At 64.2% G+C, this 23,198-nt stretch carries 26 protein-coding genes; 11 read left to right on the top strand and 15 right to left on the bottom strand.

Going from position 1 to position 23,198, the window contains the following annotated elements; all coding sequences use genetic code 11:
- The first annotated feature begins 1 nt into the window (after nucleotide 1).
- A complete protein-coding gene (locus tag AB1451_03190) occupies nucleotides 2–1,537 on the top strand; it encodes an FAD-binding oxidoreductase (protein ID MEW6681913.1) in 1,536 nt (511 codons plus the stop codon).
- A gap of 19 nt (nucleotides 1,538–1,556) precedes the next feature.
- Here AB1451_03190 and AB1451_03185 read toward each other — a convergent pair whose 3' ends face one another.
- The gene (locus AB1451_03185; protein MEW6681912.1) at nucleotides 1,557–2,102 is read right to left on the bottom strand and encodes an NYN domain-containing protein; all 546 of its coding nucleotides are present in this window, start codon (nucleotides 2,100–2,102) and stop codon (nucleotides 1,557–1,559) included.
- Between the two features lie 70 nt (nucleotides 2,103–2,172).
- Here AB1451_03185 and AB1451_03180 point away from each other — a divergent pair, with 70 nt between their 5' ends.
- Complete coding sequence (locus AB1451_03180) at nucleotides 2,173–2,865, top strand: O-methyltransferase (protein ID MEW6681911.1); 693 nt, start codon at nucleotides 2,173–2,175, stop codon at nucleotides 2,863–2,865.
- Between the two features lies 1 nt (nucleotide 2,866).
- On the opposite strand, the gene AB1451_03175 is transcribed toward AB1451_03180, so the two are convergent.
- The 4 genes from AB1451_03175 to rplI all read right to left on the bottom strand — a co-directional run bounded on the left by AB1451_03175 (nucleotide 2,867) and on the right by rplI (nucleotide 5,441).
- Nucleotides 2,867–3,493: an exopolysaccharide biosynthesis protein gene (locus tag AB1451_03175; protein ID MEW6681910.1), complete on the bottom strand. Its 627-nt coding sequence runs from the start codon at nucleotides 3,491–3,493 to the stop codon at nucleotides 2,867–2,869.
- Between the two features lie 30 nt (nucleotides 3,494–3,523).
- Nucleotides 3,524–4,219, bottom strand: coding sequence for an FKBP-type peptidyl-prolyl cis-trans isomerase (locus AB1451_03170; GenBank protein MEW6681909.1), 696 nt, complete (start codon nucleotides 4,217–4,219; stop codon nucleotides 3,524–3,526).
- A gap of 165 nt (nucleotides 4,220–4,384) precedes the next feature.
- Nucleotides 4,385–4,906, bottom strand: a complete 522-nt coding sequence (locus tag AB1451_03165; protein ID MEW6681908.1) for a hypothetical protein — start codon at nucleotides 4,904–4,906, stop codon at nucleotides 4,385–4,387.
- 82 nt (nucleotides 4,907–4,988) lie between these two features.
- The gene (gene rplI, locus AB1451_03160; protein ID MEW6681907.1) at nucleotides 4,989–5,441 is read right to left on the bottom strand and encodes a 50S ribosomal protein L9; all 453 of its coding nucleotides are present in this window, start codon (nucleotides 5,439–5,441) and stop codon (nucleotides 4,989–4,991) included.
- A 261-nt stretch (nucleotides 5,442–5,702) separates the two neighbouring features.
- On the opposite strand from rplI, the gene AB1451_03155 reads away from it, so the two are divergent.
- Entirely contained in the window at nucleotides 5,703–6,122 is a 420-nt protein-coding gene (locus AB1451_03155) for a DUF2914 domain-containing protein (protein ID MEW6681906.1), read from the top strand.
- A 28-nt stretch (nucleotides 6,123–6,150) separates the two neighbouring features.
- On the opposite strand, the gene AB1451_03150 is transcribed toward AB1451_03155, so the two are convergent.
- The 3 genes from AB1451_03150 to AB1451_03140 form a co-directional block, all read right to left on the bottom strand.
- Nucleotides 6,151–6,522, bottom strand: a complete 372-nt coding sequence (locus AB1451_03150; GenBank protein ID MEW6681905.1) for a hypothetical protein — start codon at nucleotides 6,520–6,522, stop codon at nucleotides 6,151–6,153.
- A gap of 32 nt (nucleotides 6,523–6,554) precedes the next feature.
- Nucleotides 6,555–6,944 (bottom strand): SRPBCC family protein, encoded by a 390-nt coding sequence (locus AB1451_03145; GenBank protein ID MEW6681904.1) that lies wholly within the window; start codon nucleotides 6,942–6,944, stop codon nucleotides 6,555–6,557.
- Nucleotides 6,945–7,015: 71 nt separating this feature from the next.
- Nucleotides 7,016–7,720 (bottom strand): WYL domain-containing protein, encoded by a 705-nt coding sequence (locus tag AB1451_03140; GenBank protein ID MEW6681903.1) that lies wholly within the window; start codon nucleotides 7,718–7,720, stop codon nucleotides 7,016–7,018.
- Between the two features lie 143 nt (nucleotides 7,721–7,863).
- Between AB1451_03140 and AB1451_03135 the strand changes: the two genes are divergently transcribed.
- A complete protein-coding gene (locus AB1451_03135; GenBank protein ID MEW6681902.1) occupies nucleotides 7,864–8,130 on the top strand; it encodes a type II toxin-antitoxin system HicB family antitoxin in 267 nt (88 codons plus the stop codon).
- Nucleotides 8,123–8,338 (top strand): type II toxin-antitoxin system HicA family toxin, encoded by a 216-nt coding sequence (locus tag AB1451_03130; GenBank protein ID MEW6681901.1) that lies wholly within the window; start codon nucleotides 8,123–8,125, stop codon nucleotides 8,336–8,338. Before AB1451_03135 ends, AB1451_03130 begins: the two co-directional genes overlap by 8 nt.
- Nucleotides 8,339–8,358: 20 nt before the next feature.
- On the opposite strand, the gene AB1451_03125 is transcribed toward AB1451_03130, so the two are convergent.
- The 7 genes from AB1451_03125 to AB1451_03095 all read right to left on the bottom strand — a co-directional run bounded on the left by AB1451_03125 (nucleotide 8,359) and on the right by AB1451_03095 (nucleotide 16,479).
- Entirely contained in the window at nucleotides 8,359–9,276 is a 918-nt protein-coding gene (locus tag AB1451_03125) for a kelch repeat-containing protein (GenBank protein MEW6681900.1), read from the bottom strand.
- A 48-nt stretch (nucleotides 9,277–9,324) separates the two neighbouring features.
- Nucleotides 9,325–11,040 carry a proline--tRNA ligase gene (locus AB1451_03120; GenBank protein MEW6681899.1) on the bottom strand — a complete coding sequence of 572 codons (1,716 nt, stop codon included), beginning with the start codon at nucleotides 11,038–11,040 and terminating at the stop codon, nucleotides 9,325–9,327.
- Between the two features lie 35 nt (nucleotides 11,041–11,075).
- On the bottom strand, nucleotides 11,076–12,170 hold the full coding sequence (gene ispG / locus AB1451_03115; protein MEW6681898.1) for a flavodoxin-dependent (E)-4-hydroxy-3-methylbut-2-enyl-diphosphate synthase: 1,095 nt from the start codon (nucleotides 12,168–12,170) through the stop codon (nucleotides 11,076–11,078).
- Nucleotides 12,171–12,312: 142 nt separating this feature from the next.
- A complete protein-coding gene (rseP, locus tag AB1451_03110) occupies nucleotides 12,313–13,614 on the bottom strand; it encodes an RIP metalloprotease RseP (GenBank protein ID MEW6681897.1) in 1,302 nt (433 codons plus the stop codon).
- 13 nt (nucleotides 13,615–13,627) lie between these two features.
- Complete coding sequence (locus AB1451_03105) at nucleotides 13,628–14,821, bottom strand: 1-deoxy-D-xylulose-5-phosphate reductoisomerase (protein MEW6681896.1); 1,194 nt, start codon at nucleotides 14,819–14,821, stop codon at nucleotides 13,628–13,630.
- A gap of 15 nt (nucleotides 14,822–14,836) precedes the next feature.
- A complete protein-coding gene (locus AB1451_03100; protein ID MEW6681895.1) occupies nucleotides 14,837–15,697 on the bottom strand; it encodes a phosphatidate cytidylyltransferase in 861 nt (286 codons plus the stop codon).
- Nucleotides 15,694–16,479, bottom strand: a complete 786-nt coding sequence (locus AB1451_03095) for an isoprenyl transferase (protein ID MEW6681894.1) — start codon at nucleotides 16,477–16,479, stop codon at nucleotides 15,694–15,696. Before AB1451_03095 ends, AB1451_03100 begins: the two co-directional genes overlap by 4 nt.
- Nucleotides 16,480–16,968: 489 nt before the next feature.
- Here AB1451_03095 and sppA point away from each other — a divergent pair, with 489 nt between their 5' ends.
- From sppA to AB1451_03065, 6 genes are all read left to right on the top strand, one after another.
- Complete coding sequence (sppA, locus tag AB1451_03090; protein MEW6681893.1) at nucleotides 16,969–17,907, top strand: signal peptide peptidase SppA; 939 nt, start codon at nucleotides 16,969–16,971, stop codon at nucleotides 17,905–17,907.
- On the top strand, nucleotides 17,908–18,372 hold the full coding sequence (locus AB1451_03085) for a DUF5640 domain-containing protein (protein MEW6681892.1): 465 nt from the start codon (nucleotides 17,908–17,910) through the stop codon (nucleotides 18,370–18,372).
- Nucleotides 18,369–19,295, top strand: a complete 927-nt coding sequence (locus tag AB1451_03080; protein ID MEW6681891.1) for a metal ABC transporter substrate-binding protein — start codon at nucleotides 18,369–18,371, stop codon at nucleotides 19,293–19,295. The genes AB1451_03085 and AB1451_03080 overlap by 4 nt, the downstream gene beginning before the upstream one ends.
- On the top strand, nucleotides 19,292–20,080 hold the full coding sequence (locus tag AB1451_03075; protein MEW6681890.1) for an ABC transporter ATP-binding protein: 789 nt from the start codon (nucleotides 19,292–19,294) through the stop codon (nucleotides 20,078–20,080). The genes AB1451_03080 and AB1451_03075 overlap by 4 nt, the downstream gene beginning before the upstream one ends.
- Nucleotides 20,073–20,918, top strand: a complete 846-nt coding sequence (locus AB1451_03070; GenBank protein MEW6681889.1) for a metal ABC transporter permease — start codon at nucleotides 20,073–20,075, stop codon at nucleotides 20,916–20,918. The genes AB1451_03075 and AB1451_03070 overlap by 8 nt, the downstream gene beginning before the upstream one ends.
- A gap of 149 nt (nucleotides 20,919–21,067) precedes the next feature.
- Entirely contained in the window at nucleotides 21,068–23,107 is a 2,040-nt protein-coding gene (locus AB1451_03065) for a universal stress protein (GenBank protein ID MEW6681888.1), read from the top strand.
- Nucleotides 23,108–23,198 lie beyond the last annotated feature (91 nt).

Here is a 23,198-nt window from a genome sequence, read left to right as displayed (position 1 = left end):
CATGCTCACGCGACGGACGTTCCTCACCACAATGGCCGGCGGCGCCGGGCTCGCCCTGTTTCCGAGCGCCTGCTCGTGGATCGTTCGGCCCTCGGCCGGCGTGCTGGTCAATGACGTCCACTCCCAGCTCAACCCCACGCAGGTGGATCGGGTTCTTGCTGTGGACTCACTGACCGCGCTTCGATCGGCCCTGGACACCGCCCGCCGTGCCGGCAAGACCGTCAGCGTGGCCGGCGGAAGGCATGCCATGGGCGGCCAGCAATTCGGCGCTGACACCGTGCTGATCGACACGCGGCCCATGAATCGCGTCCTGGATCTGGACGCCGTGCGCGGCGTGGTGGAGGTCGAGGCCGGCATCCAATGGCCCGACTTGATCAAGGCGCTGGTCGCGCTGCAAGCCGGCGACGCGAAGTCGTGGGGCATTATCCAGAAGCAAACCGGAGCCGATCGGCTCACCATCGGCGGGGCCTTGGGCGCCAACATCCACGGCAGAGGGCTGCGGCTCCGGCCCATGATCGGAGACGTGGAATCGTTCGATCTGGTGGACGCCGAAGGCTCGGTCCTGACGTGCAGCCGCACCGAAAACGCTCAATTGTTTCGGCTGGTCATCGGCGGGTACGGCAACTTCGGGGTCGTGGTACGGGTCCGTCTGCGCCTGATGCCCCGCACGAAGCTCGAACGCGTGGTGGAAGTCATTGACGTGGACGACCTGATGCCGGCCCTGGAGAAGCGCATCGCGGACGGGTTTCTTTACGGCGACTGTCAGTTCTCGATCGACACCCCGTCCGACGCCTTCCTGAAAACCGGGGTGTTTTCGTGTTACCGGCCGCTACCGGACGATGCCGCCATGCCGGACGTGGAGCGAGAACTGGCTCCGGATGACTGGCGGGAGCTGTATTACCTCGCCCACGCCGACACCAAGCGGGCCTTCGAGCGGTACTCGTCCTACTACCTCACGACCTCCGGGCAGCGCTACTGGTCAGACACCCATCAGCTCAGCGTGTATATCGAGAACTACCACCGTGAGGTGGACCGACGCCTGCACGCCCCAGCACAAGGCACGGAGATGATCACGGAGGTCTACGTCCCGCGCCCCAAGCTCGCCGCGTTCCTCGCCACGCTGCGCGACGACTTTCGTCGTCACTCGGTCCACGTGATCTACGGCACCATCCGGCTGATCGAACCCGACAAGGAGTCGTTCCTCGCGTGGGCGAGCGAACCGTGGGCGTGTACCGTCATGAACCTGCACGTGACCCACACCCCGGAGGGCCTCGCGCAGGCGGAAGCGAATTTTCGGCGGATCATCGACCGCGCCGTCGAACACGGCGGCAAATACTTCCTCACCTACCACCGATGGGCCACCCGCGAACAGATCGAGGCGTGTTACCCGCAGATGGCGGAGTTCCTGACGCTCAAGCAGCGCTACGACCCCGGCGAGCTCTTCCAGAGCGATTGGTACCGATACTACCGCGCGATGTTCAAAGACCGTCTCACGCAGCGACGCACGGTCCCGGCTGCGTCGATCGCGGGGCGCTGAACGCCTTCACGCTCCCGATTTAGAGCCGGTCCAGGCGCTTTCGCGTCTTGCGTGCGACCTTCGACAGGCGCCGCGGATTGCCGCGCTTGACCCTTCGACCGTCCAATCCGGAGTCAGCATCCCTGTCCTTATCCGGTTCAGCTCCCGGGTCGCCCGACAACCCCTGGTTGCTGACTAGCGCATCGACCAGTCGTTGATCAAAGGCTTGCGCGCCCAAGACCACGCAGCCGTATGCTCGACACGCGTCGCGCACCTCCCGGTCGGAGGACACGATCGTCCCCCCTTCGCGGAGTCGTTGCGCCAGGCGAATGATCACATCGTCGGCCCGTTCGTGCTCGGCGAAGCGCACCCGCACGCTCGCCGGATACCGCGCCGCGCCGGACGCCCCGCCCGCCGTGGGGGCCAGACCCGGCGGAAAGCCGTCGAAGACCACGGTGATGGCGTGGCCTTTGAGACGCGCGTACCGCCCCAACTCCGCGACGAACGCCTCGCGCTTGGCCGCCACGTCGCCGTACAAGCCCCCGCGGCTGCCGATCACGTTGTATCCGTCGATAACCAGTTCCACCCGTCTCTCGTTGATTGACGACAAGGGCTCATGGTACAGAAGCGCGACCACCCGTGTCACGGAGGTCCGCATGCCGAGACGCCCGCTCAATCCGAGTCGAACGCCGCGTGGACTCATCGAACCAGTCCACCCGAAGGTTTTTGATTACCTCACGACCCTTCACCGGCGCCGCGACGAACCGGTGATCCTTGAAATGGAGGCCGAGGCCGAAGCGCGCGGCTTCCCCATCGTCGGCCGCGTGGTCGGCGCGTTTTTGGAGGTCATGGCGCTCAGCGTGAGGGCGCGGCGGATCTTTGAGTTCGGCAGCGGGTACGGGTATTCCGCCTACTGGTTCTCTCGCGCGGTCGGCGCCGTCGGCGCCGTGATCTGCACGGACGGGAAGGCCGAGAACGCCCGAAAGGCCCGCGCGTACCTGGAGCGCGTGGGCCGCTGGGACCGGATCGATTTTCGGGTGGGTTGGGCGCAAGACGTGTTCCGCGAGACCGATGGCTTGTTCGACGTCGTCTACAACGACGTGGACAAAGACGCCTATCCCGAGGTCTGGCGCCTGGCCCGCGAACGCATCCGGCCCGGAGGCCTGTACATCGCGGACAACACGCTCTGGTACGGCCGCGTGGTGCAGCAACGCGTGGTGGACGATGTGGCGCCGGGCTGGACCGAAGCCATCCGGGAACACAACCGCCTGATCGCCGATGACCCGGACTACGACTGTTTTCTCAACCCAATCCGGGACGGCGTGATGGTCGCGCGGCGTAAGGGCTAATTTAGAACAAACCCAATCGCTGGATTCCCGCCTCCCCCAACATCCACAGCGTCACGATATACGTCCATGCCGCACCGGCCATGAGATAACCGAGCACGATCACCGCTCCGTCTTCCTCCATCATGCCCAGGGCGAGCAACAAGATCGACCAAGCCGGGATCGTGTTGGAAAACGGGATGGGCAGCGGCAGCATCAGCAAGAACGAGCTGGACGCGATCGCCAATCCATTGACCGCATTGAAACTCCACCACTGTTTCATGAATCGGAACCGCGGGTGGATCACCTTTTCCAGGCGTTTGGCCACGGCCGTCGCGGTGGTCACGATCTTGGCCAGGGTCTCGTACGAGATCTCACGCCGCAGCAGGCAGTCGGGCAGCCACGGTCGTTGTCGGAGGGCGATGCGCAACCCGAAGAACATCAGCGCCAGGCCGAAGGGTGTGGAGAGACCGGGCAGTGGAATCGGCTGGCAAAACGGCAGGACCAGGATGATGACCAGGACGTCAAAACCCCGGCCGTGCAGGACCTCCACGATTTGGCGGAGCGAGAGCGCGTTGCCAGCGGCGCGGTCGAGGATCGCGCGCAGATCATCGGACAGCCGAGTGGGCCGTTGATCCGTTTCGTGGGTCACGGCCGCAGACGCGGGAGCGGCGTTCGTCGCCTATTTCTTCTTGATCTCGAGCAACTCCACCTCGAAGATCAGGGTAGAATTGGGTCCGATCATGTTGCCGGCGCCCTGCGCTCCATAGGCCAGGCCGGACGGGATGAACAACTGCCACTTGGAGCCCACCGGCATGAGTTGGAGGGCTTCGGTCCAGCCCGGGATGACTTGGTTCACGGGAAATTCGGCCGGTTGACCTCGTTTGATCGAACTGTCGAACTCCGTCCCGTCGATCAACGTCCCGCGATAATGCACGGAGACCGTGTCGGTGGCCTTGGGTTTGGCGCCCTTGGCTTCCTTCAGGACCTTGTACTGGAGTCCGCTGGGTAGGGTCACGATGCCCTTCTGCTTCTTGTTCTCCGCCAGGTACGCCTCGCCGTTCTTCTTGTTCTGATCAGCCAGTTGTTGGGCCATTGCAGCGGCTCGGGCCCGCATCTGCTGTTGAAAATCCGCCAAGACCTTTTTCACCTCGTCTTCGCTCAGCGCCGGTTTTGCGCCCGATAGGCCGTCGGAGATGCCGGCAGCTAGCGCCTTGGAATCCAGCTCCACCGACTGCCGTTTGAAGTTGGCCCCGATGTCCAGCCCGATGCTGTAACTGACTTTCTCTTGGTCGGTTTTGAGCGACGGCTTGTTTTGCGCATGGGCAACTCCCGACAACAGTCCGACGATTACCGCTACCGCCGCTATCCCTCGCATACTCATCCGATCTCCTTTTCGCCTCATCGCGTCTCCCACCCGACGCACGGTGCGCCGGACAAACGTTTTCACAATACGCCCGCTGGTCGCCGAGTTCAAGCACGCCGGGCAGTGTCGAAACCCGCACGACGCGGCGATGGAACGGGCTCGTCCCTGAGCGCCGGTTTACAGGTTCCTGACGACGGTGCGCGCCAGCTCCGTCAACTGGTCGGTCGTGAAGTAACTTTCGCGGATCCGGCGGGTCTGAGGGTCCAGGCGCTTGGTGCTCTGGATCACCACGACGAGCCGTCCCTTGTGGACCACCACCGCGTGGTCGGCTCCGCCTCCATACGCGGCACAGGCGAGCGCTTCGTCGCCAACCCCCGTGATACGAACCGCCGGCGCTTCATGCCCGCAGTTGCGCCGGTAGCTCTCGTAAAACGCAGGATTGGTCAGCGGGTTGATGGCAACCGACAAGATCACGATCTCGCCGCTGATCGCATAGTTGCAGGTGCCGTGAGCGCCGGAACGGGAATCGCGCGGGACCAGGGTCACCCCGGACCGCCCCGAGACGGATTGGACCAGGCGCGTTGACAGCGTACGCTCACACGCGGGATCCACACGGGTCAGGAAGGGCGAGTGGGACGTCTCCGGAGACGACGCGCTCAAGAATCCCAGAAAGCCGACCAGAATTGGGAAGGAAACCATCGCCACGCCCTCTGTGACGGGGAACGGGGATGAGTCTAGCTGATGCGGGGAGGTCAGGCAACCGCGGCCACGAGGGACCGCTTTAAACCGTTTCCTGTTTAACCACCGAGACCGTCACCTCGCCGACAACTTCCGAGGAGAGCTTGATCGGGACCGTGAAGGTCCCGAGCGCTTTGATGGGCTTGTCCAGCACGATCTTCCGCTTATCGACCACAAAATCCTTTGCAGCCAGGGCCTCGGAAATATCCTTGCTCGTCACCGAGCCGAACAGCTTGTCGTCTTCCCCGGCCTGCACGGGGAACGTCAAAGGAATCGACGTCAGCCGTTTGACCAGTTCCTCGGCGGCTGCGCGTTCTTTCTTGCGCTTAGCTTCGATCAGGCGCTTTTGGTGCTCCAAGGCCCGCACGTTGCGCTCGGTGGCCGGCGCCGCCATGTCGCGGGGCAGGAGGTAGTTGCGGGCGTACCCGTCTTTGACGGTCACCAGATCGCCCATTTTGCCAACGTGATCCACGTCTTCTCGTAGAATAATCTTCATAACCGCAGCTCCATACGTATCGAACGAAGGATCGATGATACCGGAGCCGCCCGAGGGATGTCAATGTGCAGCGCACCACAAAGTGGTGCGCCTTCTATGACGCCGCAGGCTTCCCCTCACATGGCGAAGCAAGGTGCAGCGCGCCATCCCGCGCGCCGCAGCCCCCCTCACGTGGCTAAACAACACGCCTTGCCAACCCGACACAATGCGCTAGGCTTTGCCCGCCAACCGCTCTCGGCACCGCAAAAAAGGAGGCCTCCCATGAAACGACTCGTGTTCACCGTCTTGGGACTCTTGCTCACCGCCCCGCTCTTCGCCCAGGAATCCACTCCGCCAGGAGCAGCTCCCGCTTCCGACAAAGTCGCCCGCGCCATGTTCACCACCGGCGTGGCGGACCGCGAACCCGCGGACCAGATCACCTCGCTTACGAACGACGTCCCCCAGGTCTTTTTCTACACCGAACTGACGGGCCTCGAAGGTCAGGCCGTCGCGCACAAATGGGAATACGCCGGAGAGGTCAAGGCCGCGGTGACCTTCGACGTGAAAGCCCCGCGCTGGCGCGTGTGGTCCAGCAAACAACTCGATCCGAGTTGGACTGGCGAATGGACCGTGTCGGTAGTGGACGCGTCAGGCACCACACTGGCGCAGGCGAAACTGATGTACGAAGCTGGCGGTCAATGATCTGTCGCTGGCCGGGATCACCCGGGGGTCACGACGCAACGGGCAAAGCGGGATACGTCATGGCCCGTTCGAGGTGGACCACGCCGGCACCGGGGTCGGCGTGGTCCGCTTCACGCATCAGTTGAAAGTACCGATGACACGCCGGGCTGGCCGCCGCCTCCTGCACGGCTCGTTCCGCCGCCTCGCGGTTGCTCCAGTACACGAGGTCGACCCACTTGCCGTCTTTGCCCTTGAGCAGCTCTCGGCGAACAAACCCCGGCTGCCTGTCCAAGAAATCGCTCTGAAGGGCCGCAGAGGCTTTTAACAGGTCGGCCTCGCTCGCCCCGTCCGCCAGTTCGAACGGTGCCCACTCGACAACCTGCCCCCGGTCAATCTGTCCTGTCGTGTCTGCTCGATCCATGATCAGCCTCCTCCAATGTCGTTCTGATACCTCTACGCCTCCAAAAGTCCTTTCAGCACACCCAACTCTTTCTTCAGCGCCTCCGTCTGGTTGCGAAACTCCTCATCCGGAAGGCCGGGCGGCTGAAAGAACGTGAACACGTACTCGGACCCCTCGCCGTTCGCCAGCACGCGCGAGAACGCCGGGCTCTCGACGCTCGGCGAAACCGTCACGTACATGTCGATCGCCCCAGTCTTGGCGTCGGACTCGTACCGGATCACCATGTCCCCCTCGGGCGTGGTGACGATCCACCGCGATTCCTCATGCCGCAGGCCGCGGCAGAACACGACGGCCCATTTGGGCAGGTTCTCCGGGTTGGCGACGAAATCAAAGACGACCTTGGGTGCGGTGTTGATGGTGATGGTTTGCGTGTGCGCGTTCATTTTGTCCTCCGGGTGAGTGGTGCCGATCCTCACGCGGATGGACAATACAACGCGCTGGTGACAGGAGGGTGTCAGGAGTCGTGCGGGAAACGCGCGGCCTCTATTTCGGCCTTGTGTAGGTAGTCCTTGAGACTCAATCCCGGCCGCGGCGTGAAGGTGGATGCGGTCAGCTTGGCGCCCAAGATCCTGTCGGCGCGGAACACGCGGAGATCATCGCGGAGACGACAGTACGCGGGGATGAGCCAGACATTGGCATACCGCACGAGCCCCAACGGCTCGATTTCGCGCCGCGTGACTTCTCCGCGCGCAATGCCGTCATAGGTCAGATCCACCACGCGCCGATCATTGACCGCTTCCAGGAGCGTTGCGAGCGGCCCGGTGGCCGACCGAGAGCCTTCCACCACCACCTTCTCGCTCACATCAGCGACCCGGTCGATCGCAGCCGGCGGGAGCACCGCCTCCAGCTTGGCCATCGCCGTTTTCAGCCGGTCCTTTAACGGCGCATCGGCGAGCCCGGCCAGCAGCCGAGCGCCGACCGCCAAGGCTTCCGCTTCCTGCGGATCAAGCGCCAGCGGCCTGAGCTGCGACGTAGGCGGCAGCCGATACCCGTCCCCAGCCGTGCCGACCACCGGAAACCCGGACGCCTGCAGCGCGCGCACGTCGCGATACACGGTTCGTAGGCTGATGCTGAAATGGCTTGCCAGGTCATCCGCACGCAACCGCCGCCGCGCGGACAAGAGGAGCGCGATCCCCAAGAGGCGCTCAAGGCGCGTCATGGACCGAATCTATCGCGGCCCATGTGGCAATGCAAGCCCACCCCGAAACGAAGTCCGCACTTGACCGCATCTGACGCGATCCGCTACGATCAAAAGCACGCTGGCAAGGAATATCGCGGCGAAAGACGCTCCAAACCCAAGGCATGGCGACTAAACGACGTAAAGCGGCACCCGTTCTTAAGAAAGAGTTGTCCTACCGCATCCTGCTGCGGCCGGAGCCTGAGGGGGGATACACCGTACTTGTCCCTTCACTTCCGGGGTGCGTGACGTATGGCGAAACGGTCGAGGACGCTCGCTTAATGGCCTCCGACGCCATCGCGGTGTATCTGCAGAGCCTGAAAAAACACGGGGAACCCATCCCAGACGATTCGGAGGTCTTGGAAAGCACGCTACGCGTCCGGTATGCCTAAGCTGCCGACGCTGACGTCGCAACAGGTTATCAAAATCCTCGAACGTCACGGCTTCATCCTGGACCACTCGTCCGGAAGCCATCGCCTGTACTACCACCCCACTACAAAACGCCGGGTGACCGTGCCCTTTCACCGCGGCGATCTCCCGAAAGGCACCCTCCTCTCAATCCTCAAACAGGCGGGAATCGACCGAGCAGATTTTCGTTAGCAGAAAACAAATCGTCCAGATTAGGGGTTCCGGAAAGCCATGAGCGTATCCGACGGCGTCCTCCCGTCAGCGGCGCGACCACCGATGAGGTAGATGGCGCTGCAGAGGGTCACCGCAGCGGCTGCGGCCCGGGGTTCGGGCATTGGCGGCAGCATGGTCCAGCCGGCATCGCGTGTGTAGCGAGCAGCTTTGGGCTGAATGCCGATACCGTCGTTGCCGCCGAAGACGTAGATCGAATCATTGACCAGCACGGCAGCCACCCCGGCGGTGGGCCATGGGAGCGGGCTGATGTCTGAGGTTTCCCAAGCGCCTTTGGCTGGGTTGTAGGCTTCAATCACGTCGAAGTTACGGAACGTGTTGTCGCGAAAAGCACCGCCGCCCATCGCAAGCAACTTACCTTCCCACGGAACTAGAGCAAGGGAGAAACGGGGCGTCGGCATGGGGGAGAGTTCGAGCCAGCGGCCGTTGACAACGTCGAACACCTCGAAGAAATTAAACGCAGGATCGGTCAACGGGCCGCCCGGTGTGTCCGGCAGGTGGCCGCCGACCAGGTAGATCCGTCCGCCCATGACCGTTGCGGCCGGGGCGTCGTGGCGGCGTTGGAGGTCGGGGCCTTTGGTCCAGGAGTCTTTTCCGGGATCGTAGATCTCGACCACCGTGAGGAACTGGAACGTGCCGTCGGGTTTCTTGAAACCGCCGCCCATGACGTAGATGCGGTTCTGGAATGGCACGGCGACGATGCCTGATCGCGCGGTGGGCATGGTCGCGATCGGCGTCCACGTGTCCTTGGCGGGGTCGTAACATTCGGCGGTCTTGAGCGCGGCAAAGGCTTGGCCGCCGCCGCCGAAGACATAGATGCGATCGCTGTAAACCGCAGCCGCGCAGTGCGACCGCGCCGTGGACATGGGCCGCGCGAGCGTCCAGCCCGGATTATTCATGAACGTTCGTTGCGAAACCGCGCAAACGCCAGCGAGCCGGGCGCCGGGTCATTGCGAAGCGTTCGCCCAGGCGACGATCGCGCCGGCTGCGTCGTCGAGTTTGATCTTGCGGACGTTGCCGGTGCGGCGTTCTTTGAATTCGACCTCGCCCTGGGCCAGCGACTTGTCGCCGAGCACGACGTGGAGTGATATGCCGATCAGATCCGCGTCGTTGAACTTCACGCCCGGGCGCTCGGGCCGATCGTCGATCAGCACATCCACGCCGGCTTCGGCCAGAATGGATTCGATGCGTGCAGTGGCGTCGACCACCGCCGGCTTGTCGCTCAACGGGATGAGATGCGCCGCAAAAGGAGAAAGCGGCGCGGGCCAGATAATGCCCTTGGCATCATGGTTCTGCTCCACTGCGGCGGCCGCGATGCGGCTCACGCCGATGCCGTAGCAGCCCATGACGATGGCGCGCTCCTTGCCGTCCTGATCCAAGTACATAGCCTTCATGGCCTCCGTGTACTTGGTGCCGAGGCGAAAGACGTGTCCGACCTCGATTCCCCGGAAGATGGACAGCCGCCCGGCCTCGCACCGAGGGCACGGGTCACCGTCGACCACGTTCCGCAGGTCCGCGATCGCGTCGATCTGAAAATCTCGAAACGGCTCCACGTGCACGAAGTGCGCATCGGCCTTGTTCGCTCCGACCACCGCGTCGCGTACCACCGCCGCATGATCGGCAATGATCCTGACTCCGCCAAGGCCCACCGGGCCCGAAAACCCCTTGGGGCCGCCGGTCGTCCGGGCGATCGCTGCATCAGAGGCGAGCGCGACGTGATCGACCTTCAGATGGCGTTTCAGTTTGACGTCGTTGGCCTCGTGGTCGCCGCGGATGAGCACGGCGACGATCTGCTCGCCGGCCTGGTAGAGCATGGTTTTGACCAAACGCTCGGTCGGCACGTTGAGAAACGTCGCCACCTCCGCCACGGTATGTTTGCCCGGGGTAGACACCTCTTTGGCCGAAGGAACCGTTGCCGGCGAGGGCACCTCCGCAGCGGACGTGGCTTTGGCTTCGGCGCGTTCCAGGTTGGCCGCGTACCCGCAGCGATCGCAACTCGCGATCGCGTCTTCCCCGGTTTCCGCCAGCACCATGAACTCATGCGACGAACTGCCGCCGATCAATCCCGCGTCGGCCTCGACGGCTTTGAACGTGAGCCCGCAGCGCGCAAAAATCCGCGAATACGCCTGGAACATCGCGTCATAGCTCTTCTTGCTCCCTTCATCGTCTCGGTCGAAGCTGTACGCGTCCTTCATCAGGAACTCGCGCGCGCGCATCAGGCCGAAGCGCGGGCGAACCTCGTCGCGAAACTTCGACTGGATCTGGTAGAGCGTGATCGGCAACTGTCGGTAGGACTTGACCTCTCGGCGCACCAGGTCGGTCACGACCTCCTCGTGCGTGGGGCCCAGGCAGAAGTCGCGGTCGTGCCGGTCCTTGAGCCTGGCGAGCTCTTTCCCGTACTGGCCCCACCGTCCGGTCTCCTGCCACAACTCGGCGGGTTGCACGAACGGCATCAGGATCTCTTGCGCGCCAGCACGGTTCATCTCTTCGCGCACGATGCGCTCCACCTGCTTGAGCACGCGCAACCCGAGCGGCAGGAAATTGTAGATCCCGGCCGCGACCTTGCGGATCATCCCGGCGCGCAGCAGCAGCCGGTGGCTGACGGTCTCGGCCTCGCCGGGGTCCTCGCGCAGCGTGGGAATCAGCAGGGTGGAATACCGCATGGGACTACGTTCGTCGGAGCGGGGTCAAACCCGCCCTACGAATGAAGAGGCAGGCTGGCGGGCTGCGGCTCTCCGCGTTCCGCCAGCATGGCGTCGATTTCTTTGAGCAGCACCTCGAACAGCTCGGACTCCGGCACCTTGCGTACGATCTCGCCGTGTTTGAACAGCAAGCCGACGCCGCGGCCGCCCGCGATGCCGATGTCCGCTTCCTTGCCTTCACCGATCCCGTTCACCACGCAGCCGAGGATCGACACGGTCAACGGTTCCTTGACGTGTGCGAGACGACGCTCGACCTCATTGGCCATGCGGATCACGTCGATCTCCAGCCGCCCGCAGGTGGGGCAGGCCACCACGTTGACGCCGCGCCGCCGGAGCTCGAGCGCTTTCAGAATCTCGAACCCGGTTTTGACTTCTTCGACCGGATCGGCTGCGAGCGACACGCGAATCGTATCGCCGATCCCCTGGGCCAAGAGAATGCTCAACCCGGCCGCGGACTTGATGCCGCCGGAGAACGTCGTGCCCGCTTCGGTAATGCCCAGGTGCAGCGGGTAGTCGCTGACCAGGGAGAACGCGCGATACGCGGCGACCGCGAGACCCACGTTCGAGGCTTTGAGCGAGACCTTGATGTCGTGAAAGTCGAGCTCCTCGAGGATGCGGATGTGCGCCAGCGCCGACTCCACCATCGCATCCGGAGTGGGATAGCCGTACTTGTCGAGCAATTCGCGCTCGAGTGAGCCCGCGTTCACGCCGATGCGGATCGGCGTGCGCCGCTCCTTGGCGGCCTTCACCACCCGTTCGACCTTGTCGCGATCCCCGATGTTCCCGGGGTTGATGCGCAGGCAATCCACCCCCGCGTCCAGGGCCTTGAGCCCGAGCTTGTAGTCGAAGTGCACGTCCGCGATCAGCGGCAGCGCGGTCTGCCGGCGAATCTCCGGCAGCGCTTCGGCCGAGGGCACGTCCGGCACCGCCACCCGCACGATCTCGCACCCGGCGCGCTCCAGCTCCGCGATCTGCGCCACGGTCTTGTCGATCTGCCACGTCTCGGTCGTGGTCATGGACTGCACCGAAATCGGCGCATCCCCGCCGATGGCGACATTGCCGACGTGAATTTGTCTGGTCTTGCGCCTCACGATGTTCACTGACGTTGGCCCTTAGCCTGTTCAGGAACGGTCAGATGCAAGGCGCCGCGAGAACCGGAGCGCAGCGTACTGAGTTGTACGTGAGCACCGGAAGCGCAGCGGCAACGCAGCAGATGGCCGTTCATGGACAGGCTTACCCAATAATCCTCATTATGTCGTTATACGACACGACCAGTGCGAGAGTGATTAGCAATACCATCCCCACTGTTTGGGCGATCTCCAACCCGCGGCGATTCAGCGGGTGTCCCAGGATCGCCTCGATCAAGAAAAACACCAGCCACCCACCATCCAGCACCGGGATGGGCAATAGGTTCATGATGCCCAGTTGAAGGCTGATGAAGGCCACCAGCCGTATCACGTCGGTAAACCCGGAGTCCGCGGCCTCACCCGTGACCTGCGCGATCATGATCGGGCCGCCCAACGCCTTGATCGACAGATTCCCCGTGAACAGCTGTCCGAGCACTTGGAACGTGAGGCCGGTGAGCTCCCACATCTTTTCCGTGCCCTTGACCACGGCTTCGCCGAACCCGTACTGGCGCACCAGCGTCGCGTCTTTCCCCCCGATCCCGATGACCCACCGATCAGAGACGTCGTCCATGGCGGGAGTAAGTTCCACCGTGGACTCGACGCCGTCGCGCCGGTACCCCAGTGTCATCTGGGTACCTTGGTTCTTCTGGATCGCGGCGGACATCTGATACCAGTTATGAATCGGCTCGCCGTTGAGCGAGACGATTTCATCGCCCGGCTTGAGCCCAGCCACGGCCGCGGGCATGCCGGGGCTGACCATCCCCACCACCGGCGGTTTCTCCGGGAGGAATCCCAGCGTGCCTGCGCCCTTCTCGAACTGCGCGGGCACGGTGATCGGCAAGGTGAGTCGCTGATCGCCGCGCTCCACCACGACGTCCACCGCCTGTTCGGGGTTGCGCACGAGTTGGGAAACCGCAGCCTCCCACGTGGGTACGTCGGTTCCGCCGATGGACACGATCCGGTCCCCGGCTTCAAACTCCGCGGTCTGCGCAGGAGAGTCCTCTTCCACCCACCCCACGACCGGCGGCTGTTCCAAGAAGGCCGGAACCTGGGTCCCGATCAGGTACACCACGGGCATCAACAGGAACGCGACCAAGATGTTCATCACGGGACCGGCGAGAACGATGCGCGTGCGTTCTCCCAAGGTGCGGGCGGAGAACTCGTCCGGTTGTTTGGGAGTCTCCTGCGTGGGGTCGTCGCCCGCCATTTTGACGTATCCCCCCAGCGGAATCGCCGAAATCATGTATTCGGTGTCGCCCACCTGCCGGCTGTAGATCTTGGGACCGAAGCCGAGCGAGAAGCGCAACACGCGCACCCCCGTCCAGCGCGCAACCAGAAAATGGCCCAGCTCGTGGACGAAGATTAAAAACCCCAGGACAACCAGAAACACCAACACCGTGTCAATCATTCATCACCTCACATTATCCGGCGCCGCTGGAGACCAGCGATTCCGCGGGCGCCGTTCCCAGGGCGCGGCGCGCGATGCGGCGCGCCGCGGCGTCGGCCTCCAACACGTCGTCGACCGTGGCCGCCGAACCACCGGCCGTCGCGTTCAACACCCGGTCGATCGTGTCGGCGATTCGCACATAGTCGATCCGCCCCTCCAGGAACGCGGCCACGGCCTCCTCGTTGGCGGCGTTGAGCGTCGCGGGTGCGGTGCCACCCGCCTTGAGCGCCGCGTATCCGTGCCCTAGGCACGGGAACCTGACCAGATCCGGCGGCTCGAACGTCAGCGCACCGCGCGCCACCACGTCGAGCGCGGGCACCGGCAGCGGCAGCCGCCTCGGATAACTCAACGCATAGGCGATGGGCCCGCGCATATCGGCCGGGCCCATCTGGGCGAGAATCGACCCGTCGCGGTATTCGACCATCGAATGCACCACGCTCTGTCGATGGACCACCACGTCGATCCGCTCCGCGGGGATTCCGAACAACCAGTGCGCCTCGATCACTTCCAGGCCTTTGTTCATGAGCGTGGCCGAGTCGATCGTGATCTTCGGACCCATCGACCACGTGGGGTGCCGGAGCGCGTCCTCGCGCGTCACCCGTGACAGCCGATCGCTGGGCAAGTCCCAAAACGGCCCGCCCGAAGCGGTCAGGATCAGCCGTCTGACGTCGTCGCGGCGATGCCCGGCCAAAACTTGAAAGATCGCGTTGTGCTCGCTGTCCACCGGCAGAATGGATACGTTGCAACGTACGGCCTCGGCCGTGACCAGGGCGCCGGCCATCACCATCGTCTCCTTGTTCGCCAGCGCCACCGTCCGACCCGCACGAATCGCGGCCAACGTGGGAAGGAGTCCGGCCGCGCCGACGATCGCGGACACCACCACATCGGCGTCGGTGGACGCCGCCACAGTCACCGCCGCGTCGCGGCCGCCCAGAATTTCGGTCGGAAGATCAGCACACCGGGAGCGTAGGCGCACGGCTTCATCAGCCGACGCGACGGATGCCAGCTGGGGGCGCCACGCCCGGAGTTGGCGTTCGAAGGCGTCTCCGCCCCGACCCGAGGCCAGCCCCACCACCTCGAACTCGTCGCGGAACGACGCCGCCACATCGAGCGCGGCACATCCAATGGATCCGGTCGACCCGAGAATCGTCAGTCGCTTGCGCGTCATCGCGTCGTCGCGTCCTCAGGGCGAGGCCCCGGCGCCTCCATATCCCTTCGCCCACACCACGTAATGATAGATGAGAGGAGCCGTAAACAACAGGCCGTCGATCTTGTCGAGCAGGCCGCCGTGCGACGGGATGAGCCCGCCCGAATCCTTCACGCCCGCTCCACGCTTGATGAGCGATTCCACCAGGTCGCCGGCCATTCCCGCCGCAGCCATCAGCGCTCCCAAGACCGCGGCTTCTCCCGGGGAGAAGTCCGGCACGAACCACGCGGCCCCGAGCACCGCCGCCGACACGCCGCCGACAAGCGCCGCGACCGCGCCCTCAACTGTCTTGCGAGGACTGACCCGCGGCGCCAGCGGCCTCCGACCCCAGAGACGTCCCACGTAGAACGCGGCCGCGTCCGCCAGCCACGTCACCCAGAGCGCGAACAAGACCAGCCACTCACCGCGCGGGGCGCCTCGAAGCAACACGATCTGCCCGAGCAGCCACGCCACGTACCAGACGCCGAACAACGCGAACGCGGCGTCCGTGGTAGCCACCCGCAAATCGCGGCCAGATGCCAGGGCGGTGACCGCAAGCCCGGCCACGAGCCCCGTCGCCGCTATCGGCAAGGCGGTCGCCCGCGCGCCTTGACTGGCGACGATCGCAGTCAGCGCCACACCCCCGAGCACCCCGAGTGCGAACACCGGCAGTCTGCCGGAGCGCCACGTACTGCGGTCGGCCAGCGGGAGAACCATCGCGTACAATTCGACCTGGGCCACGACCACCACGACGCCTATCAGAACGGCAAACGCCCAGGCCGGCAGCCAGACTACGGCCCCGTACACAAGCGGGAGGGCAACGAGGGCGGTAATCACCCGCCCGGCGTGTTCCCTCACCCGGTGCTCCCCTGGAGCTGCTCCCCCGTGCGACCAAACCGCCGCTCACGGCGTTGATAATCCAGCAACGCCAACATCAGATCGCGGCGACGAAAGTCCGGCCACAATGTCTTGGTGAAGTACAGTTCGGAATAGGCGATCTGCCACAGCAGGAAGTTACTGATACGGTATTCGCCGCTGGTGCGAATGACCAGGTCGGGATCCTGAGCGTCCCGCGTATCCAGATACCGAGCCAACGTGTCTTCGTCGATCGTGGCCGGGTCGAGCGCGCCGGCTTGGGCGTCCGCCACCATGCGGCGCGCCGCATCCACCAGCTCGCTGCGGCCGCTGTAGCTGAGCGCCAACGTCAGGGTCATCTCACTGCACGCGGCGGTTTGGTGTTCGACCCGCCGAATCCAATCCACCACGCTGGCGGGCAGCCGCTCGATCCGCCCGATGGTTCGAAAGCGGATGTCCTTGTCGATGAGCGTGACGAGCTCTCGCTGGAGATACAGCTCCAGGAGCAGCATCAGCTCCTGCACTTCGAAGGTGGGGCGACGCCAGTTTTCTGCGGAAAACGCATAAATGGTGAGCGCAGAAATCCCGAGTTCGCGGCAGGCGGTCACGGTTTCCCGGACCGATTTGATCCCTTCTCGGTGTCCCGCGACGCGCGGGAGGTGTCGCATCGCCGCCCAGCGACCGTTGCCGTCCATGATGATGGCCACGTGCCGGGGCAAGGGACCGCGCAGCACCAGGGATTTGAGCTCTTCGTCGGATTCGTGCCCGACAACCGAGGTGGGCATCATCGTTGGACGGACATCATGGGCTTGAGCAGCGGTAGTGTAACGTGCGCCCAAAATGAAGTCAAACCCGCAGCGAGCCAGGGGCTTGCGATCAAAATCGCGGTTCTCACCTTACGGGTGGCGCCGCCCCGCGATTCGCGCGGGGCAAGCAACCACCTTATCCCGTTCTTGCCTTTTCTCTGCGCCTTTGACACTTCTCCTCCCCGCGTTATACTCACCGCCACACGTTCATATCAGGGTGCTCCATGAAGACCACGGATTCCGCCCGCCAGCCGGGTTCCGCCAGCGTTGAACGGGGGTTAGGGTTCGTCATCCTCGCGCTCAGCCTCGTCGGTCTGCTCATCAATTTCCTCCAGTAGCCGGCCCGCTCCACCCGCGCTCACCCCGGGGGGCGATACCGCCCGTGTGCCGTCGCGTCATCAGGGGACAAGCCGTTGCATGTGGCGACCCGACACGGTAGAATGCCTCTTCGATTTCGCGAGGATCGACATGCCACGATGGACTTCCACCGCCGTTGCCCTGCTGCTCGGCCTGTCCCTCACCGCCTGCATCACGGTGAATGTCCGGTCCGTTCCCCAGCCGTTGCAGGAAACCCGCCTGAGCGGTCAGGGCAAGAACAAGCTGCTGTTGGTCGAGATTGCGGGCTTTCTTTCCGGTCAACAGCGCGGCAACGCGGTGTTGGGAGACACGCGGCCGAGCCTCGTGTCCGAGGTTGCGGAGATCGTCCGCAAGGCCGAAAAAGATTCGCGCGTCAAGGGCGTCATTCTCCGCATCAACAGTCCCGGCGGGACGGTCACCGCGTCAGACACGCTCTACCATGAGCTGCTCGCCTACAAGCAGCGCGCGCGGGTGCCCATGGTCGCGCATATTCTGGATCTCGGGACGTCCGGGGCGTACTACATCGCCCAAGCCGCGGACCGAATCGTGGCCCAACCCACGACCGTCACAGGCAGCATCGGCGTGATCATGGTCAGGCCGTCGTTCAGCGGGCTCCTGGGAAAGATCGGGGTGGAGACGGCGGAGATCACGTCCGGCCCGTACAAGGGGATGGGTTCCCCGTTCCATCCGCTCGACGATGACGAGCGCGCCCTGTTCCAGACCGTCATCGACGACTTATACCTGCGCTTCGTCGACGCGGTAACCGCCGGTCGCCCCTCTCTCGCTCGCGATCGCGTCCTTGAGCTCGCGGACGGCCGGATCTACACCGCTGAGCAAGCAAAAACCGCCGGGCTCGTGGACGAAATCGGATACCTGGACGACGCCGTCGCCGGGCTGCGCGAAGCCGCGGGCCTCGATTCGGCCGTGGTGGTGACCTACACCAGGCCGGGTGAATACAAGGGCAGTCTCTACGCCGCGCCGGTCGTGAACATCGACCTCGACCTCTGGCCCGCAGGGCAGCCCGGCTTTCTGTACTTGTGGCAGCCATAGATGGAAGACGTCGCGCAAACCAGCGAAGGCGCGGGCCTGCCTGCACCTCCTCGGAGCCGGCGACCGTGGGTGTGGGTCGGCGTGGTTGTGGCGGCCGCGGTTGCCTTGTGGGTCTACCCCCGGGTGTTCGCGCCGACCCTGGTCGGCACGTGGTCGAATCGCGCAACTGACAACCAAGTCACGTTTACCTTCAACGACGACGGCTCCGGGACCATGACGATCGGCGCGGCGAACCTGCCGTACCGCTATCGCTTCGACCGCTCGCACGATCCGGTGTGGCTCGACCTCGACGCCGTCACCGAGGGAAAGACCGTCACCATCCGGGCGATCGCGGAGTTCGCGCGAAGAGACAAACTCAAGATCCGCATGCCGCATACCGCCGCCCTGGGCGTGCGGCCCACCGAGTTCGTGGACAACGATATCGAGAACACCATCCTCCTCACGCGCGTCGAGCCCCCCACGTGAACCGGGCCGCGTTGCGGCGCCTGGTCCTCGCGATCCCCGTCGCCGCCATCATCGCCGGACCCAGCGCGTTTGCGGAGTCGCTGCCGGTGGTCGCGACGCTCCCGGTCCTCGCGGATTTCGTGCGGGCGGTCGGAGGGGAGCATGTCAGCGTCCGAAGCCTCATCACCGGGCTCGAGAGCGAACACACCTACACGCCGAAACCGAGCGACGTCGAAGCCGTGCGCCAGGCCGCGGTCCTAGTCAAAGTGGGCCTCGGTCTCGAGGTCTGGGTCAATGGGCTGATCAATAACGCCGAGAATCCCCGGCTCATCGTGGTGGACACGTCCAAGGGCATCGCCCTGATGCGGGGGGAGGAGCCACACGGTCACGGCGACGAGAAGCAGGGGCTGTCGCGCGCCGAAGAACGCCGGAGCGGCGGAAACCCTCATGTGTGGCTGGACCCTGAGAACGCCCAGATCATGGTCCGCCACGTCACGGACGGCTTGATCAAAGCAGACCCCGCCCACCGCAAGGCCTACCTCGCGAACCAGGCCGCCTACCTCAAGCAGCTCGACGACTTGGAGCGAAGCCTGGTCGCTCAATTCGCGTCCATCCCCAACCGCAAGATCGTCACGCACCACGCGGCCTGGCCGTATTTCGCCAGACGGTTGGACCTGCGCATCCGCGCCGAAATTTTCACGCAGATCGGGTCGGAGCCCTCGGCCAAGCGCCTTGCAGGGCTGGTCCGCGTCATCAAGAAAGAGCAGATCCGGGTGATCGTTTCCGAACCGCAACTCTCGCCCAAAATTCCGGAAGCCCTCGCGCAGGAGACCGGAGCCAAGGTGGTCGTGCTCACGCCCCTGCCCGGGGCCCTTCCCGGCACGGACGACTATCTGTCCATGATGCGGTACAATGCGGCCACGCTGCTGGAGGCCCTGCGGTGACCGCCGCGGACGTCATCACCTTCGACCACGCCACGATCTATTATCGCGACCGGCTCGCGCTTGAAGACGTGACCCTCGGGGTCCGCGCCGGAGAGTTTATCGGCGTGATCGGGCCCAACGGGTCCGGCAAGACCACGTTCCTCAAGGCGATCCTGGGCTTAGTCTCGCCCGCTTCCGGGTCGGTGCGCGTCTTCGACTGCGCCTGCGACCGCCTTCGGTGCGAACACCGTGCTCGCATCGGATATCTTCCACAGACGGAGCATCTCGATCCCCACTTTCCCCTCACCGTGGCCGAGGCCGTGATGATGGGGCGGTACAGCACCATCGGATTGTTCCGCTACCCGGGGCGGGCCGACCGACAGATCGTGAACCAAGCGCTGGCCGCCGTGGACCTGGTTCCGCTGGCGCGCGCGGCCGTGGGGGAGTTGTCGGGCGGCCAGCAGCAGCGCGTCATGATCGCGCGGGCACTCGCGCAACGCCCCGAGATTCTGCTCCTCGACGAACCCACCACCGGAATCGATGCGCCGACCCAGCACGCCATCATGGAGTTGATCTCCAAGCTGCACCGCGACCTGCGGCTCACCATCCTGTTCGTCACCCACGACATCAACCTCATCAGCGGAGCGGCTGATCGGTTGCTGCTGCTTAAGACACGACTGCTCGCCGCCGGCGCGCCCGCCGACGTCCTGCGGCGCGAGACCCTCGCCCAAGTGTACGGGAAGGAAATCGTGGTCACCAACCACGGCGCCGCGCCTTATGTGATCGTGGGGGACCACCATGCATGAACTGCTCTCCCTTGGCTTCATGCAGCGAGCCCTGGCCGCCTCGGTGATCATCGGTGCGCTCTGCGCAGTGATCGGAGTCTTCGTGGTCCTAAGAGGACTGTCGTTTATCGGCGCCGGGACGTCCCACGCGGCGTTCGCAGGCGTGACGTTCGGATACCTGATCGGAGTGTCGCCGTTCGCAATGGCGATCATCTTCGGATTGGGAACCGTCTGGATCGTCCACGCGCTGTATCAGCGCGGAATCATGAAACTCGACGTCTCCATCGGGATCTTCTACACCTTCACCATGGCGCTCGCCGTGCTGTTTCTCGGCCTCATGGGCACGTACAACGCCGAAGTCTACGGTTTCCTGTTCGGAAGCGTGCTCTCCGTCACGCGGGGAGACTTGACGGCGATGTTGTGGTTGGCGGGCGGCGTGCTGACGCTGGTCGCGCTGTTCTACAAGGAGTTTCACTTCATCACCTTCGACCCCGAGATGGCCGAAGCCACCGGGATCGCGTCCAAGCGACTGTTTTTCCTCTTGCTGAACCTGATCGCGCTGACCGTGGTCGTGTCGCTCAAAACCGTGGGCGCCCTGCTGGTGTTCGCGATGATCGTCATCCCAGCGGCCGCTGCGTATCAGATGGGACGCACCATGCTGGGTATGATGGCGTTCGCGGTGGCGCTCGGGGTGGGGTCTTCAGTGGGCGGCGTGCTCATCTCGTATCAGTTCGACGTCCCGTCCGGCGCCACGATCGTGCTCCTGGCCACCGCGCTGTTTTTCGTCGCCGCCGCGTTCTCGCCAAAACGCCGCCGGCTGCGGGCTGCCCGCCCCCGCACGACCCCGTCGTCCGCGTAAGGAATGGGTGCCGTGGTGTCCAAATCGTTGCAAACGCCGCCCCCTCGGACTATAATGGGCCGTTTTCGCACACCATCCTGGGTGGTCCCAGGCGTCACCTACCCGGACACTACGTGCGGTCGCTGGATGCGTCATAGAGGAGAGTCCTGATGTACAAGACGATTTACGTTCCCGTCGACAATTCGGATCATTCCAACCGCGCCATTGAACTCGCGGTCAAACTCGCCCAACAGTTCGGCGCCACCGTGGTCGGCAGTCACGCCTACGCGGCGAAGATGCACGACAAACGGTTCAAGCAGATGGAGGCCGGCCTGCCCGAGGAGTACCACGACGAAAAGGAGCTGGAGCGGCAACGCCGCATTCACGACTCGCTGATCACCCGCGGTCTGGAGATCATCACCGATTGTTATTTGGACGTGGTGGATCAGCAGTGCAAGAGCGCGAACGTGGGGTTCGAGCGCCGCTTCCTGGAGGGGAAAAATTTCCAAGTGCTGGTCGAAGACATCAAGACCCACAAATACGACTTGGTAATCATGGGCGCCCTGGGCGTGGGCGCGGTCCGCGACAGCGTGATCGGGAGCGTGGTGGAGCGCACGGTCCGCCGGGTCCACGACTCGGACTTCTTCATCGTGAAGAACCCCAAGGCCATCGAGCCCGACGGTCCGATCGTGTGCGCGCTCGACGGCAGCGGCCATTCCTACGGCGGTTTGATGACCGCCCTGGCGTTGGGCAAAGCCCTCAACGTGCCGGTCGAGGCCATCTCGGCGTTCGACCCCTACTTCCATTACGCGATGTTCAACAGCATCGCGGACGTGCTCTCCGAAGAAGCCGGTAAGGTGTTCCGGTTCAAGGAGCAGGAGAAGCTGCACGAAGAGATCATCGACTCCGGCCTGGCCAAGATCTACCAGGCGCACCTGGACATCGGGAAACAAGTCGCGCAGGCCGAAGGCATGGAGCTCAAGACCACGCTGCTCGACGGCAAGGCGTTCGAGCGCTGCCTGCAGTACGTGAAGAAGAACAAGCCGTGGCTGCTGGTGATGGGCCGCATCGGCGTGCACTCCGACGACACCATGGACATCGGAAGCAACTCCGAGAACCTCATGCGCCTGGCGGGCTGCAACATCCTGATTTCCAACCGCACCTACGTACCGCCGATCGACACCATGGCCCAGTATACGATCGCGTGGACCGAGGAAGCCGCCAAGCGCATGGAAAAGGTCCCGGTCTTCGCGCGCGGCGTGGCCCGGACCGCGATTTACCGCTACGCGATCGAGAAGGGCCATACCATCATTTCCAACGAAGTCGTGGACGCGGCGATGGGGCACCTCCTGCCGCCGGATGCCGTGGCCGCGATGAAGGGGCTTGGGAAAACGCTGGACGCTGCGGGCGTCGACCGCAACAAGATGGAAGCCAGCGACGAGGTGGTGAAGGACCTGATGGGCGCCCAGGGCGCGCAGATCATGGGGCTGATGGGCGACACGGCCGCGGCAAGTGCGGGCCAGAAAATCTTGAGCTACGAAGAGCGCCGCGAGTTGGACTACTGGGTGTGCAGCGATTGCGGGTATCTGGCGAAAGGCGGCCAGCCGGTCAAATGCCCGATCTGTCCGGCCGACGGCTCCAAGTTCAAACTCATCGACAAATCCATCATCGTGGCCGCGGCCAAGGCCGAAGGCAACGTCGAAGTGGAAATCGCGTACGACGACGTGGTGATCCAGTGGACCGCCGAAGCCAAGGAGCGGCTCAAAGCGGTGCCGTCCGGATACATGCGGCGACGCGCCAAGGCGATCATCGACAAGTCCGCCCGCAAGATGGGGCTCAAGACGATCACCACCGAGTTTGCCAGCAAGGTCATCATGGAATACGCCTCCGAGGTGAGCTGGAAAGACGAGTTGCTGGCCGGCGACGCGGAAGAAAAGCTGGCCGCGCCGCCTCCCGAGTTCGAGTGGACCCGGGACGCGGTCCAACGAATCGAGCGGGTTCCGGCCGGCTACATGCGCGATTGCACCAAGGGCATGGTCGAGACCCACGCTCGTGAACATGGCGTGCGCGCCATCACGCTGGAGATCTGCAACGAGGGCATCGAAAAAGCGAAGGCCGCGATGGAAGAGGCGATGAAGAATCCCGCCAAGATGGAAGAGATCCTGGCGAAGTTCATGCCCAAGAAGGCCGAACCCGTTGCCCGTCCATGAACGGTCATCTGCTGCGTTGCCGCTGCGCATCCGGTGCTCACGTTTCTGTAGGGGTGTATTGCAATACGCCCCTACAGGTCCGGTGCTCGCG

It is taken from the genome of Nitrospirota bacterium (genome assembly GCA_040757335.1).
In the GTDB taxonomy this organism is placed as follows: Bacteria; Nitrospirota; Nitrospiria; order 2-01-FULL-66-17; family 2-01-FULL-66-17; genus JBFLXB01.
This window is presented reverse-complemented; position numbering and strand designations above follow the sequence as displayed.